Annotated in this window: 9 protein-coding genes and 1 pseudogene; 2 read left to right on the top strand and 8 right to left on the bottom strand. The window is 61.4% G+C overall.

Annotated elements, in window-relative coordinates; genetic code table 11:
* Positions 1-1083: 1083 nt before the first annotated feature.
* From AAFG50_RS35125 to AAFG50_RS35135, 3 genes are read right to left on the bottom strand one after another with little or no spacing between them, the layout of a single operon-like run.
* Positions 1084-1506, bottom strand: a complete 423-nt coding sequence (locus AAFG50_RS35125; RefSeq protein ID WP_157789304.1) for a hypothetical protein — start codon at positions 1504-1506, stop codon at positions 1084-1086.
* Positions 1496-5521, bottom strand: coding sequence for an amino acid adenylation domain-containing protein (locus tag AAFG50_RS35130; protein WP_250637787.1), 4026 nt, complete (start codon positions 5519-5521; stop codon positions 1496-1498). The genes AAFG50_RS35125 and AAFG50_RS35130 overlap by 11 nt, the downstream gene beginning before the upstream one ends.
* Entirely contained in the window at positions 5518-10224 is a 4707-nt protein-coding gene (locus AAFG50_RS35135) for a non-ribosomal peptide synthetase (RefSeq protein ID WP_250637786.1), read from the bottom strand. Before AAFG50_RS35135 ends, AAFG50_RS35130 begins: the two co-directional genes overlap by 4 nt.
* A gap of 144 nt (positions 10225-10368) precedes the next feature.
* On the opposite strand from AAFG50_RS35135, the gene AAFG50_RS35140 reads away from it, so the two are divergent.
* Positions 10369-10917 (top strand): hypothetical protein, encoded by a 549-nt coding sequence (locus AAFG50_RS35140; protein ID WP_162185877.1) that lies wholly within the window; start codon positions 10369-10371, stop codon positions 10915-10917.
* Between the two features lie 124 nt (positions 10918-11041).
* On the opposite strand, the pseudogene AAFG50_RS35145 reads toward AAFG50_RS35140, so the two are convergent.
* Positions 11042-11429, bottom strand: a pseudogene (locus AAFG50_RS35145) (ectoine synthase).
* A gap of 732 nt (positions 11430-12161) precedes the next feature.
* Positions 12162-12440, bottom strand: coding sequence for a hypothetical protein (locus AAFG50_RS35150; RefSeq protein WP_018648581.1), 279 nt, complete (start codon positions 12438-12440; stop codon positions 12162-12164).
* Between the two features lie 396 nt (positions 12441-12836).
* Between AAFG50_RS35150 and AAFG50_RS35155 the strand changes: the two genes are divergently transcribed.
* Entirely contained in the window at positions 12837-13040 is a 204-nt protein-coding gene (locus AAFG50_RS35155) for a hypothetical protein (protein ID WP_014497760.1), read from the top strand.
* Between the two features lie 345 nt (positions 13041-13385).
* Here AAFG50_RS35155 and AAFG50_RS35160 read toward each other — a convergent pair whose 3' ends face one another.
* The 3 genes from AAFG50_RS35160 to panC all read right to left on the bottom strand — a co-directional run bounded on the left by AAFG50_RS35160 (position 13386) and on the right by panC (position 15478).
* Positions 13386-13586 carry a hypothetical protein gene (locus AAFG50_RS35160; RefSeq protein ID WP_014497761.1) on the bottom strand — a complete coding sequence of 67 codons (201 nt, stop codon included), beginning with the start codon at positions 13584-13586 and terminating at the stop codon, positions 13386-13388.
* Positions 13587-14254: 668 nt separating this feature from the next.
* On the bottom strand, positions 14255-14614 hold the full coding sequence (locus AAFG50_RS35165) for a hypothetical protein (protein ID WP_011084898.1): 360 nt from the start codon (positions 14612-14614) through the stop codon (positions 14255-14257).
* Positions 14615-14626: 12 nt separating this feature from the next.
* Positions 14627-15478 (bottom strand): pantoate--beta-alanine ligase, encoded by an 852-nt coding sequence (gene panC / locus AAFG50_RS35170; protein ID WP_011084897.1) that lies wholly within the window; start codon positions 15476-15478, stop codon positions 14627-14629.
* Between the last annotated feature and the right edge of the window lie 3 nt (positions 15479-15481).

The raw sequence follows: 15481 nt of genomic DNA on the forward strand, positions 1-15481 counted from the left end.
TGATCGTGCTTCTGGGCCTTACAGCCATAGGAGCTTATTCCGTCGGCCGTCAGGACGGGCGACCCTCTACTTCTGCGCCTGCAATGGTAGCGCAGCTAACCAGCCCCCCAGCAAGTCCGCTCGCGCTAACGGCGGTGCCGGGCAGCCCTTCGCAGCCGCAAGCTTCCAAGACTGCTCCGCCCGGCCCGCGTGGCGCCACCGCAATACCCAAGACACTGCAAGATCCCGCCCCACAGCAAACCGACACAAAACGCAAGATCGAAGTTGCGCTGACCGCCGCGGCCATCGCCGCGATCCTGATTAAGGCCAGCCGGGATCAATATCACGCAACCGGCAGACCCTGCGCCTGCCCGGATGACACGATGCGCAATGGCCGGGCATGCGGCAGCAGAAGCGCCTATTCGCGGCCGGGCGGCGCGGCACCGCTGTGCTACCTGGGTGATGTTACGACAGCAATGATAGACGAGTATCGAAAAAAGATAACTCGATAGTTGTTGTGGGGCGGGGCTGGTTCAGTTCAGCGATTTCTTCACTGGGGGGTTGCGCTCCTCGCCTTAGCCGTTGCGGCGACGACACTAGCAGGATGCATCACAACATCCATACAAAAGGTATGCAGGCCGGGACCTTCCCTCCGAACCGGTCAATCGGATAGCCGCTTACGTCGCGGGCCCCCGCTCTAGTTTCTAGCATTCAGGCGACTATCTCAGAGGAAGGAAGAAAGCCGGCGTCGTTGCTGAAGATGGGTTGGTGTTGTTTCCACCAATGCGGACGTACACCATGCAGAAATTCGTCAGGGGCTTGCGACCAACAACATTGATGGCGTGCTAGTCCTGAACGTCGGTGACACTGCGGTCCAGCAGCAGTATGCTGGACCGATCTTGAGTGGCCCGTATTCAGGTCCCTCCACCACGAACGGGACTATCAACACATTCGGGCACGTGTCGTCGTCAGCGTCGCTGAATGGAACATCGTCGGGTACGATTACCCGCAACATCTACTCCCGGTCTGTCTTGTGGGATGGATATTTGGGGCTAGTCTAGAAACGAAACTTCGAACCTGAGCCTTCGGAGAAATTCTTTGAGCCTATTCAAGAGTGCCGATTAGGGCCGTTGAAATAGCATGAGCGAGAACTTGGCGGTTTTCTGGGTTGCTCACCATTGTCGCGTGGTTGCCTGGAACAGGTACCGCATGAATGGCCCCCGCATCGACGACCAGGTCCCAGCCAAGCTTTGGCAGGTTTGCATCGCGACCAGATTGCTTGTCAGGCGGTACCCAACGACTAAGAGGCTCACTGGCATAAAACTGGTATATTTCAATTGGGAGCGACGGAATGCGATACGATTGTAGCGCCCGTTGAAATGCCGCGGCCCTTTGATACATCGAGACGTCACTGTGAAGATCGTGATCTGGAGCTAACGCTCCTGTTTGCTGCGCCTTTTCGAGCAACTCAGAGATGGAACATTGTTCCGTGTCGCGTTCTAAAACCTCGCGATATTCATCGCGCAAGGTTCCACAACGATCCAAAACAAACTCTCGCGCCAAATTCTTCAGTGATGCGTTCGAAGAAGCCCCAGGTAGACACACCAAGGAGCTCGGCCCAGATCTGCGCCAGCGCCGTCTCGACCTCACCTTGCGGTAACTGGTAGGCCGCCAGCGCATAGGCCTGATCGGACGGCGCCGGCAGTGCGTTCCGATCGAGCTTGCCGTTCACCGTCAGCGGAAGCGCGGCCAGCCGCACGAACGCACTCGGCACCATGTAGTCCGGCAGTCGCGCACTTAAGTGCGCGCGCAAGGCGCCCGCAAGCGCGCCTCCACCGCCCTCATCCGAGCCGGCCTCGGGCGCGCAGACCACATAGGCGATCAGATGCTTGTGGCCGCCGCCGTTCTGGCGCGCCAGCACCACCGCCTCGCGCACCCAGGCGTGCTCGCAAAGCCGCGCGACGATCTCACCCGGCTCGATGCGGTAGCCGCGAATCTTCACCTGATCGTCGTTGCGGCCCAGGAACTCAAGATTGCCGTCCGGCAGATAACGGGCAAGGTCGCCGGTCCGGTACAGCCGATCGCCCTCGACAAAGGGACTGGCGATGAACCGCTCGGCGGTCAGCTCAGGGCGGTTCAGGTAGCCCCGTGCCACCCCCGCCCCGCCAATGTAAAGCTCGCCCACCGCACCGAACGGCACGGGCGCGCCATGGCCATCCAGCAGGTACACCCGCGTGTTGGCAATTGGGCGCCCGATCGGGACCACCGACCCATTGAAATCAGCCGGGCAAGTCCAGATCGTCGCGCAGACTGTTGCCTCGGTCGGGCCATAAGCATTGACCATTGATGCTGGGGCCAGACTTCGGATGAGTTCAGGCTTAGGCAGCTCTCCGGCAAGAATGAGAACTTGCGCAGCCAAACGTTCCGGATCCTTGCTCGTCTGAAGCAACGCTGGGGGTAGTGTCGCGTGGGTGATGGCTTCGCTTCGGAGATAATCCGATAGCTTGTTCCTCGCTTGACGGATCTCTTCCGCAGGCAAGTGCAAAGCCGCTCCGGAGCCAAACGCCATAAGAAGCTCCCAAGCGCTTGCATCAAAAGCGATGGAGGCGAACTGCACGACTCGGCTGTTGGAAGAAGCGCCAAAGAGGCCGACCTGAGCCGACAGCAGATTGACCAACCCCCGATGCTGGACCATGACCCCCTTTGGGGTTCCGGTTGAGCCTGAGGTGTAGATCACATAAGCGAGATGGCCGGATGTGAGGCCAAGCGTGTGCCGGTCTGGGTTCGAAGCCGGCCGTTCGGCCCAGGCGGGCGTGGCCGTCTCCAGATCAATGACCGTCACCTCGGTCAGCACTTCGGGGCCGAGTGCTGCGCGACCGACGACGTCGCATAGCAGCAGCCGCGGCGCGGCATCGTTGACAACCTGACGCAGCCGCTCGCTGGGATAGGCTGGGTCCAGCGGCAGATAGGCACCGCCCGCCTTCAGGATCGCCAAGATGCCAACCATCATCATCAGGCTGCGTTCGAGGCAGATTGCCACCGGCTGGTCCGGCTTGACCCCAAGCTCGATCAGAAGATGCGCCAGCCGGTTGGCCCGCGCGTTGAGCTCGCCATAGCTCAGCCGCTCGTTTTCGCAGACCAGCGCCACCGCCTCCGGCGCCTTTTGCACCTGCGCCTCGAACAGCTCATGGACGCACTGCTCTGTTGGATAGGCCTCTTCCGTCCGGTTCAGATCCTCCAGCAGATAGGTGCGCTCCTCAGCCGGCAAGATGTCGAGCTCGCGTACCGGCGTATCCGGGGCATGCTCCAGCGCCTCTGCCAGCTGCTCGAGCGACCGCTGCATGTAGCCGCAGATCCGATCCGCCGAGATTGGCTCCGCCACCTGCACAGTGAGGCCCAGCGCCTCGCCAAAATCCTCAACCGACAGGGTCAGCGGATAGTTAGTGCGTTCCTCCCCGCCCAGCCATTCCATACCCGACAAGACATCATCCGTCCCGGAGCCGGGCACAGCCGGCGCCTTGTTGTGACGATAGTTCAACAGCGTGCTGAACAGCGGCGCCGACGCCGCAATAGCGCTGCAGCGCTGCGCCAGCGCCAGCGAGGCATGCTCATGTGTCAGCAGCTCGGCCAGCCGGGCGTGCGTGGTCCGCACGCTCGCCTCGACGGCGGTCCCATCAAGATCAAGCCGCAGCGGCAGGGTGTTGATGAACAGTCCCATGGCGCGGTCGGCGCCGGCGCTGCCCTGCAGGCGGCCCAGCAGCACCGTGCCGAACACCACCTGCTCGCGGCCGCTGCTGCGCGCCACCACCTGCCCCCACGCCAGATGGCACAGGCTCGCCAGACTCACGCCCAGCCGCCGCGCCTGTTCCGCCAGCCGCGCATGGAGCGCTGGCGGCAGCATCCGATACGCCTCACGAACCCCGCCGCCGTCGCCGCGCACCTCGCTCAAGTTGAAGGGCGTGGTCGGCTCGTCGATGCCGGCCAGCAGCTCCCGGAAGAACGCTTCATCCGCCTTGGCATCACCGCGTAGATGCGCCTGCGCCACCAGATTGCGGAATGGCTGCGGCGCCGTCAGCTCATGCTCGCGCCCCTCCAGCTTGGCCCGGACTTCAGCATGCATCACGTCCCGGGTTGCGTGATCCCCGATCAGATGATGCTGCAGCTCCAGCAACAGCCAGCGCGCGCTGCCGGGCTCGCGCGCAATCACAAACCGCAGCAGTGGCGCCCGGCCGAGCTCGATGCGGTGCCGGCGCGGATCAAACCGGTTCCTGAGCTGCTCAGCGCCAGCGCCATCAGCGCCATCCAGCTGGACCTCGATCACCTCCAGTCGCGCCTTCCGCCACACCACCTGGACCGGCCGCGACAACCCCTCCCAGACAAACGAGGTACGCAGGATGTCATGCCGATCTACCACCCGCTGGATCGCGGCAAGATAGCGCGCGAGCAGCCCACGCTCGGCAAACGCCATCTGCGACACCAGGAGGTATGGATCGCCCTTTGCCGCTAGCAAATGATGGAACAGGATGCCGTCCTGCAGCGGCGACAGACCGTAAATGTCCTGGATGTTGCAGCCGGGTACCGTGGCGATGATCCGGTCGATCTCGTCCTGCGCGAGCTCGATCAGCGGCAACATCTCCGGCGTTATCGCCACGCTCCGCTCGGTGATCAGGTTGGCCGGGACTGCCACCTCGTGATGGCGGCCCAGGCGTGCGGCCAGATCCGCGAGCACTGGCTTGACGAACAAGGTGCGCACCTCGATGCGCAGTGACCGCCGCCGCAGATGCTCCATCATCTGCACCGCCAAGAGCGAGTGCCCTCCCAGTTCGAAGAAGTTGTCGTGCCGTCCGACCCGCTCCAGCCCCAGCAGCTCGGCCCAGATCTGCGCCAGCACCGTCTCCATCTCGCCCTGAGGCGGCGCGTAGGTCCGCCGCGCATATGCCTCGTCGCCCGGGGCCGGTAGCGCTTTTCGATCGAGCTTGCCGTTCAGCGTCAGCGGAAGCGCCGCCAGCCGCACGAACGCACTCGGGACCATGTAGTCCGGCAGCCCCGCACTCACATGCGCCCGCAAACCGCCGGCAAGATCAGATTCCTCAGCTCCGGCGGCAACGACATACGCAACGAGCCGCTGCTCGCCGCCACCATCCTCGCGCGCCACCACCACCGCCTCGCGCACGGAGGCATGCTCGCAAAGCCGCGCCGCAATCTCGCCCGGTTCGATGCGGAAGCCGCGAATCTTTACCTGGTCGTCGTTGCGCCCTAAAAACTCCAGATTGCCGTCCGGCAGGTAGCGCGCCAGGTCGCCGGTCCGGTACAGCCGGTCGCCCTCGACAAAGGGACTGGGGATGAACCGCTCCGCGGTCAGCTCAGGGCGGTTCAGGTAGCCCCGCGCCACCCCCGCCCCGCCAATGCAGAGCTCGGCCACCGCACCGAACGGCACAGGCGCGCCATGACCATCCAGCAAGTAGACCCGCGTGTTGGCAATAGGGCGGCCAATCGGGACGATGGCCTCATCAAACTCAGCCGGGCAGCTCCAGGATGTCACGTCGATCGCGGCTTCAGTCGGACCGTAAAGATTGTGCAGGGCGTCCAGGGCAATACGCGCCGAACCCTATACACACTGGCGGCAGGGAGCGCCTCGCCGCTGCATAAAACCTGCCGCAGCGATGTGCAGCGGTCAACACTCTTCGCATCCAAAAAGCTGACCAGCATGGATGGCACGAAGTGAACCGTCGTGATGCGCTGGCTGACGATCAAGTCGACCAACGTATCGGGATCTCTGTGCGCACCGGGCGGCGCCAGTACCAGCGTTGCCCCTTCAAGCAAAGTCCAAAAGAACTCCCAGGCCGAGACATCGAAGCTAAATGGCGTCTTCTGCAACACGACGTCTGTTGGTTTCAGACCATAGGCGTCCTGCATCCAGATCAGGCGATTAACGATAGCCCGATGCTCATTCTGTGCCCCTTTTGGCCTGCCGGTGGATCCCGAGGTGTAGATCACATAGGCGAGATTGCGGGAGGTCAGGCTGAGCGCGCGCCGATCAGGATCCGCTTCCGGCAGGCTGGCCCAGGCCGGCGCCGCAGCATCGAGCTCCACCACGCTCACCTTGGCCGGCACATCCGCGCCGAAGGCGGCACGGCCGGCCACATCGGCCAGCAGCAGCGGCGGCGCCGCATCGTCGAGCACCTGATGCAGCCGCGCCGACGGATAGGCCGGATCCAGCGGCATATACGACCCGCCGGCCTCGAGGATCGCCAAAAGCCCCACCACCATCATCGGACTGCGCTCGACGCAGATCGCAACCGGCTGGTCCGGCCTGACCCCGAGGGCGATCAAGTGATGCGCCAGGCGGTTGGCCCGCACATTGAGCTCGGCATAGCTCAGTTGCTCATCTTCGCAGACCACCGCCACCGCATCCGGCGCCTTGTGCACCTGCACTTCAAACAGCTCGTGGATGCACCGCTCCGCAGGATACGGCGCCGCCGTCCGGTTCAGCTCCTCCAGCAGATACGTGCGCTCGGCAGTCGAGAGCAGCTCAATCCGGTGGACCTCTTGCTGCGCATCGGCTGCCATCGCCCGCAGCAGCGCCAGCAGATAACCACGCTGCCGCTCGATCGTCGCCTGATCAAACAGCGCCGTGGCATAACCCAGCGTTCCGGCGATCTCCTCGCCATGCTCGCCAAGGCTCAGCTCCAGATCGTACTTGGCCTGATCAATCTCCTCCCCGGCAGCTTCGACACTCAGCCCCGGCAGGTCCAATGGCCCAACCGCATTGTTCTCCCAGGCCAGCATCACCTGGAACAACGGTGTGTGATCAAGAGCCCGGGGCGGCTGCACGATCTCCACCACCTGCTCGAACGGCAGGTCCTGATGCTCCTGCGCAGCCAGCACCGTGCGCCGCGTCCGCTCCAGAAGCTCCGACACGCGCGGCTTGCCCGACAGGTCCAGCCGAAGCGCCAGAGTGTTGACGAAGAAGCCGATCAGCTCTTCGATCTCGCGGTGCCCCCGATTGGCGCTCGGCACGCCAATCACAAGATCGTCCTGCCCGGACAGACGCGACAGCACCGCCGCCCAGGCCGCCAGCACCGTCATGAACAACGTCGAGCCATGCTGCAGGCTCAGCCGCTTCAGCTCCCGCGTCAAATCCGCATCGACGGTGATCGGGACCGCGGCCGCGGCAAACGACTGCTGGGCAGGCCGCGCATGGTCCGTCGGCAAGACAAGACGGGCTGTGCCCGCCAGCGCGCTGCGCCAATACTGCGCCTGCTGCTGCAACCGTTCCCCCGACAGCCATTGGCGTTGCCAGGCGGCGTAATCCGGATATTGGATCGCAAGCGGCGGCAGAGGATCGTCCTGCCCGGCCTGGAATGCCCGGTAGAGCTGGCTAAGTTCACGCAGCAGCACGCCCATCGACCAACCGTCCGAGACGATGTGATGCTGGGTCAGCAGGAAGACGTGTTCCTCGTCGGCGGTGCGGATCAGCCGACCGCGGATCAGCGGACCGCGCGCAAGATCGAACGGCGTGCGCCCCTCTTCATGGCACAGATCCAAAAATGCCGCTTCCGCATCCGATCTCTCCCGCAGATCATGCTCAACTATTGGCAGACCCGCGTCCGGCGGCAAAACCTCAACCCGGGGCTTGCCCTGGGTCGCGACAAACACACTGCGCAGCGCCTCATGACGTGCAAACAGACGGTTAAGGCTGCGCTGCCAGGCGCTGCGGTCGAGCATCCCGCGCAATCGCAAGGCCAGCGGAATGTGATAGTTGGTGCTGCCTTCGTTCAGCTGAGCCAAAAACCATAGCCGCTGCTGCGCAAACGACAGCACAAGCGGCTCATGCCGCGACACGGCTGCAATCGACGGCAGCTCTTGCGGACCCGAGCAGCTCAACAGCTCGACGATGCTTGCCGCCAGGTCACTCAACACTGGCCTTGCGAACAGCGTCGACAGTGGCAGTTCGACCCCGACAGCCTGTGACAGCCGGCTCGACATCTGCACGGCCAAGAGCGAGTGGCCGCCCAGTTCGAAGAAGTGGTCGTTGCGCCCGATGCGCTCGACACCAAGGAGCTCGGCCCAGATCTGCGCCAGCGCCGTCTCGACCTCACCTTGCGGTAACTGGTAGGCCGCCAGCGCATAGGCCTGATCGGACGGCGCCGGCAGTGCGTTCCGATCGAGCTTGCCGTTCACCGTCAGCGGAAGCGCGGCCAGCCGCACGAACGCACTCGGCACCATGTAGTCCGGCAGTCGCGCACTTAAGTGCGCGCGCAAGGCGCCCGCAAGCGCGCCTCCACCGCCCTCATCCGAGCCGGCCTCGGGCGCGCAGACCACATAGGCGATCAGATGCTTGTGGCCGCCGCCGTTCTGGCGCGCCAGCACCACCGCCTCGCGCACCCAGGCGTGCTCGCAAAGCCGCGCGACGATCTCACCCGGCTCGATGCGGTAGCCGCGAATCTTCACCTGATCGTCGTTGCGGCCCAGGAACTCAAGATTGCCGTCCGGCAGATAACGGGCAAGGTCGCCGGTCCGGTACAGCCGATCGCCCTCGACAAAGGGACTGGCGATGAACCGCTCGGCGGTCAGCTCAGGGCGGTTCAGGTAGCCCCGTGCCACCCCCGCCCCGCCAATGTAAAGCTCGCCGACCGCACCGAACGGCACGGGCGCGCCATGGCCATCCAGCAGGTACACCCGCGTGTTGACGATTGGACGCCCGACGTGAGGCATCTGGGGCCAACATGACGGATCAGCTGCAAGGTGGTGCTCGGAAATGACGCTGATTTCCGTGGACCCATATTGATTGATCAATCTCGCGTTCGGATGTGCTTCGAAGAACGTCCTAAGCAGTGGAGTGGCCTGCAATCGCTCGCCGGCTGTATAAAGCTCTCTTAAAGAGGGCAGCTGCACGCGCTGCGCGCTCCAGACTTCCGCAAAATGATTCAATGCCACGAACGGGAGGAAAAGCCGCTCTATCGCCTCCCGCTCTATAAACTCCAGCAGGTCGGAGAAGTGCCTCCGGGTCTCTTCCCGCACGAGCACAAGCGCTCCGCCGTCCTTCCAACAGATGAACAATTCCTGACAGGACACATCGAAGTTCAGGGTCGCGAATTGAAGTGTGCGCAGTTTTGACGTGCCAATCCCCGCAAGCGAATTCACAAGCGCGCCATGGGACATTTCCACGCCCTTGGGGATTCCGGTTGAGCCGGAGGTATAGATGACATAGGCGAGATGGCGCGATGTGAGGCCAAGCGCGCCCGGGTCCGGGTTCGAAGGCGGCCGCTCGTCCCAAGTCGGGGTCGCCGTCTCCAGATCGACCACCGTCACACCGGCCACGGCTTCGGCACCCAATGCGGTTCGACCGGCGACATCGCAAAGCAGCAGTTTCGGTTCTGCATCGCCAACAATCTGCCGCAGCCGCGCCGACGGATAAGCCGGATCTAGCGGCAGATACGCGCCGCCCGCTTTCAGGATCGCCAAGAGACCAACTACCATCGCCAGGCTGCGTTCGAGGCAGATCGCCACCGGCTGGTCCGGCTTGACCCCGAGCTCGATCAAATGATGCGCCAGCCGGTTGGCCCGCGCATTGAGCTCGCCATAGCTCAGTCTCTCCTTCTCATAGACCACCGCCACCGCTTCCGGTGCCTTTTGCACCTGCGCCTCGAACAGCTCATGGATACATAGCTCAAACGGATAAGGCGCCGCCGTCCGATTCAAATCCTCAAGTAGATACGTGCGTTCGTCGGCGGCCAGAATGTCTATTCGGCCGACAGGCTGACCAGCATCGGCCATCACGCCGCGTAGCAAAGTTTGCAAATGCTGCGTCATGCGGTCGATCTGCTTCGGAGCTAATCGAGCGGCATCAAAATGCCAGCGGAACGTCCCATCCAGAGCGCAAACCTCAAAGGTCAGCAAATCGCCGCACAAGGCATGACCAGCTTTGCGGTTCGTCGTCAGAGCATCAGCGACGGGACAGCTCTCTGTCGTGATTGCAATGCCAATCGGCCAAGGCTGGCGCGCCCGTAGTGCCTCCACTCCTCGCAATGTCGGGTAGCGCGCGATAAGATCTCGGGCAAAGCTTGCGTGCGCCCTCAGCTGAGCGACTTCGGCCGCTACGGTTTTGCGCACTTCTTCAAAATCATGAGCAAGCTCAATGCGAACATCCATCGGCACGACGGAGGCCATCACGAGTTTGGAGCCAGTTTGCAATCGGTCCCATGCAGTCTTCCATCCCAGTTGAAACTCTTTTTGCCCCATGATCCGAGCGAGATAGATCAGCCAAGCTGCTACCAAATATTCCGAGCGATCTTGTGGGGAAATAGCCAAACCGCTTGGGCTAAACCATGAACTCGACTGCCATCGGGACGGCGCCGCAGCCACGGACGATGACACGAAAGGAGGATGCAATCTGCTAAACTGCTCGAGCCGCCGTCGCCAAAACTCCTCCCCACGCGCCCGCAGTTCATCCGCGGCAGATATGCTCTGCACCTGATCATCGCTCAAGATCGGAAGGCGTCTTCCTTGATTCACGCAAATCGCTCACATCGGTTCGGATCTGTTTTCGGGCTTTGGCTGGCCTGCATTGATGTGACGAAACCCTTCGCCAAAGCGGATCACTCAATCTTCCGCCAACGTTCCGCACCACCAAATATGGTGGCGGCGGTATCGCAGCTGCTACTCAAGCGCGTCAGCGTTTCTGGTAAGCGTTCTCATCGAACGACTTCTCCTCTATGGCGCCCTTTAGACGATTACGCATGTATCGGGCCAAAGGTGAAATCGAGTGCAATCAATGCGATAGCCACAGCGGTGCTGTGTCAGCTGTCCAACAGCGTCGCCAGACATCGTACAACTGAGCGCGCTATCAATCGCACAAGACCCCGCCCGCCGGGTATTCCGGACAAGAAAAAAAGGGACCTGGAATGCCAAAGTAAATTTGTCAGCTCAACCTAACCGCATCGCGTGGGCATTTCGTAAAAAGTCCGCGCGTGCGGTACGAGCCAGTGCTGGATCGCTCGAGTAAATGTTTCTCGCAATTAGCGGCAGTTCATATTGGATTGGCGTTTCTTCGCATCGCTCAATATGTGGAGCCTGCCGGGTCGTCCAGCTTGTGGCGCTCGGTTCCGGTGAGGGGCGGGTTGAAGATGCTAACGAGGATCATGTCCTTGTCCGGTCCCCCGCGCAGGAGATGCTTGTCATGCTTGTCAAGCACATACATGTCGCCCCGGCGAATAGGAAAGACATTGCCGTCCATGTCCTCGACCTCGCCCTCTCCACCGATGCAGAAGCAGGCTTCGAGATGATTCCGGTATTGCAGAAGAGAAACGGTGTTAGCGCGCACGATGGTGTGGCAGATGCTAAAACCCATGCCGTCCTTATCCGTCAGAAGGCGGTGGCTCGTACCATTGCCCCCAATCGACGAAGTGATCGGTTGCTTCAATGTCGTGCAGACTACGCACAATCATGGTGTTGCCCGATTCTGATTGATCCAAAAGCTGGAGGCCGTTGTTCTGCTCCGGAACGGCGCCTTCCCTGTCGCGCGGCCGACTGCGGTCTCCGTCGAAACAACCGACCGTCGGCCGCGGAGAACCTGGGCAGTAGTCCTACGGGATCGGCTACACGCAAAAGGCCTGCCATTTGCCCGACGGCGACTAGTAAAAATATCGGTACGAGGGTATTTCGCAGCCGATCGGCGCGTACCAACTTGATGTACCACGTCTCGGGCGGTACCGCCGCTTGCCTGTGTATTCACCAGAATGCTGCTGGAGATACTGCCGCCGACATAAACTGTCTCCACTCGCAGATTTGGCAAGTCGTTTCCTTCCTTGCTGTGCCTCTCGCCGCGAATACGGTTCCGCAGCGTTTCAGCCAGCAGAGCAAATCTCATGCCGTGGTCGCAGACCGATGAACGATGAAGTTGTGGCTGTCTCAGCTGGCTAGTGAGAACGATTTGGCTAGGCGTGTAGCCAATCTAACAAACTGCCGAGATATGGCCGAGTACAAACAAGTCCTGAGCGAGAACCGGTCGAACAGTGGTGCTTTTTAATCCGCTGGTGAAGAGGTCCCGGATTGAAGTCAGTGATGCTGCTCGAAAGTGTTTGGCGATCGGACTCGACAAAGCCCGCCGCGATCAGAACCCGCAAATTAGGTACAGCCCGCGGTACAGAGCGGTTTTTGAGGATGCGCAGCTGGGAGGGTCAGCCGTGGGGTCCCACCGCGCCTCGGATCAGGCCGCCCGGAACGCGCGCGTCGTTCGCGGCTCCGCGACTAGTTTGCCGGCATGTCCGCCCCTTCCGGAGGCTAAACGCGAGCGGGAAGGTCTCGGCTGAAAGCAACTCCAGCGCGGTCTGCTCTTCGGTGAGGCGTTTTTCGATGAACTGACGTTCGACATCCGACAGGTTCGACTTCAGCAGGCGACGATAGCGGTGGATGTTTGTGCGGTGAGCACGAATGCGGGCCAAATATTCATCGAGCATCCTGGACGCTCCTGAGGTCGTCGCAATCTCTACGAAGAGATATTCAGGCGAGCATGTCGTCGATCAACGCGCCACCCGCCATCGCATCTCGGAAGCCGTTCGGCGGGCAGATAAGGACAATGGCAGTTCGTGACAACACTCCTTCCGCTAGCGTAGCATTTCCATCGCCACGACCCGCAGCGTTCTTGGCTCACCATACGCCGTCTTTCTGCTCGGCTAGTCGCTCAAACAGAGCTGGGCGCTTGGAAGGCGCAAGGAATAGTCGGTCACGCTCCCGGCGCCGGACGCTTGTCGCTAACAAGCTCGCCCGTCAGTATTCTCTTCCGAGGAGCTGAACATCGTTTGCCGATGTGCTATACGCATCTTCGTTGAGAACAGCTTTGTTTGAGAGTTTCGATGTCTCTTTCGATTGGACTGATTGTCGACGGCTATGTGAAACTAAACAACCGCAGCGCGCTGGAGAACCTTCTGGCGCATCGGCGGGAGTTGCTGCAGCAGTTGAACTGCGTTACCGGCATTGATCCGAAGCCAGCGATCGCTCAGGTCAGTCAAGACATCACAGTGATCGAAAGGGCACTTGCGGCGCTCACACAGGAGTAAACAGCAACGGCGCACCGGCTCGCGTGAGTTGACGGCGCTCCGGCGCCGAACACTGACTTCGCCCCCGTTTCCGGACGAAGGTTATTGGAGCGTCGCCTCACCGGCATCGTGGCGCGCAAGGGTGCGTGCGCCAAGGCTTGGATGCGGCGTCTGCTGTGCGAGCTGCTCTCTCGTTTCAAGGATCGGCCGGGCACCGAGCAGCGCGCCAACCGATTCACATCAGATAACGCCGCGTCTTGGATGACGTTAGGCCACCATCGATTTGCGACCACGATACACTCTGCGAGCTGGATCTTCAGCACTGTGACTTGGAAATTCACCTCAATGACAAGCCATGTCCTAGATCTATCGCCACATCGTTGGTGCTCTGGAAAGAGCTTCCTGACCGATCTGTTTAAGCAGATCGGGGCGCGTCTCACCTCTGGTGGCGGCCTCCAGGATTCTGGAGGCAACGTAGGCGCGGACGCCGGCGTCATACGGTGGGACGCTCACGCAAACCTCATCCAGGATCGTGCGCAGAAGCGTGATCGTGCCAACGTCCAGCATTGAGAGATCTCCCTCATACCATCGGGGAAGATAATGGGCATTTGCTGGACCGCAACTCAAGTACATCGGATCGCATGAGCCTCCGCGACTGCCGGTCGGCCGATTTCCAGCGCGGTGCAATGTCCAGCACCTCTGCGATCGCTGATCCATTGCGGCAGCTCGCTTGATCGGCCTGCGTTTGTCTTCTCGTCGGCCGTCTGGGCCTAGCAGACAAGCTTGCTAGAGCTCAGAGGCCAATGTGAGCTCCCTGCGATCATGCTCTGCGATGATGTACAGCATGCTCGGCCATCTATTGCGCGCCGGACTGACTGGGCGGCTGCCGCAGGCCAATGCTCGCACGGTGCTAGCTCGTTGCCGAGCCTCATCAGGTTCAATTGCGGCCAGAGGATTTGCCGTTTATCGCGCCTGCTGCGCTTCGGCATACCTGCCCCGATGGAGTTGGTAGAAATAGCTTGCCACTGCTCCGATGTCGTTTCACAAGACGGCACCTATCGGCTCCAAACCCGAGCGCCTGGCATCCTACACTGTAGAGGGACATCGCGACCAATTCTTGCGGTGAAGCATATCTTTGCGTCAAAAACCAGCGCCCGCCCGACGTCTGGCGACGAAATCGGGCCAGGATCCGGCGCCCGCGCTTCACTGCCCCCTTGACTCGCCCCTGGCCGCTCTTAGGGAGCTTCGGCTTTTTGCAGCTTGACGAGGTCGTCTGCGCCATCGTGAAGTAATTTCATGGTCATGGGCGCGTGGTTGTTGATCCATAATCGCACGTATTGGCAGCACACGATTTTGAGCGAATCTCCTTTGGCGATGCCCGCTTGCAGGCGGATGATCTCGGCAGCGTGGAGCGGCCCCGCCTCGCTCCACCCCGTCAGCGGCAGAGCCAATCTCCAACCGACATCATGAGCTCGAGCGTGGGGGAGTTGTTCAGCACGCAAAGGGCAGTTCCGGATCGTCTTCGAGAGTTCTTCCAGGATGTTGAGGATTTCAGGGCCAGCCCATCCGGTTCGACTGCTCCTGAGCGCAATCACTTGCGGATCTCGCTACGATGGCGACCAGGACAGGACTACATTGTCGATCAACCGCGTGGAGCCGACGTACGCTGCGACACAGAGCACCGCCGGATAGCGCAGAGGGCTGTCAGCAATCCTTAGAGTCCCAGGGTCGACAAGCTCAAGGTACTGTAGTCGATCGACCCTTTCCAAATGCCTTCTTGCAAGCGCAATCAGCGTTGCGGCGTCGCGTTCCCCTGAGGCAAACTCATGCGCTGCGGCGAACAAGCCACGGCTGATCGCCAAGCTCCGATCACGTTCTTCCGGGCAGAGATAACGGTTGCGACTGCTCATTGCCAGCCCATCTGGCTCCCGCACGGTTGGCACAGTGACAATCTCGATCGGAAGATTCAGATCAACCGTCATGCGGCGTATTACCGCGCATTGCTGAAAATCCTTCTGTCCAAAGTACGCGACGTCCGGCTGCACCATGTTGAATAGCTTGCAGACGACGGTCGCTACACCACGAAAATGTCCAGGCCTGAAAGCTCCGCAGAGCGGCTTTGCGAGTTCGCCCGGCTCGACAAAGCTCTCAAATTGAGCCGGATAGATCTCCTCTGCACTTGGCGCGAAGATGATGGAGACCCCGGCACTGCCGCATAACGCTTCATCGCGCGCGAAGTCGCGGGGGTACCTGCTGAGATCCTCATTTGGGCCGAACTGAGTGGGGTTGACGAAGATGCTAACGACAGTGACGTCGCAGTGTTCCCGGCTGGCCGAGATCAAGGCCAGGTGGCCGTCGTGCAAGTATCCCATCGTCGGAACGAATCCGATGCGCTTTTCGGCATTGCGAACGTCTGCAAGGGCGCGACGCAGCTCAGCCACCTTCGTAATTACTTTCATTTC

It is taken from the genome of Bradyrhizobium sp. B039 (genome assembly GCF_038965675.1).
In the GTDB taxonomy this organism is placed as follows: domain Bacteria; phylum Pseudomonadota; class Alphaproteobacteria; order Rhizobiales; family Xanthobacteraceae; genus Bradyrhizobium; species Bradyrhizobium diazoefficiens.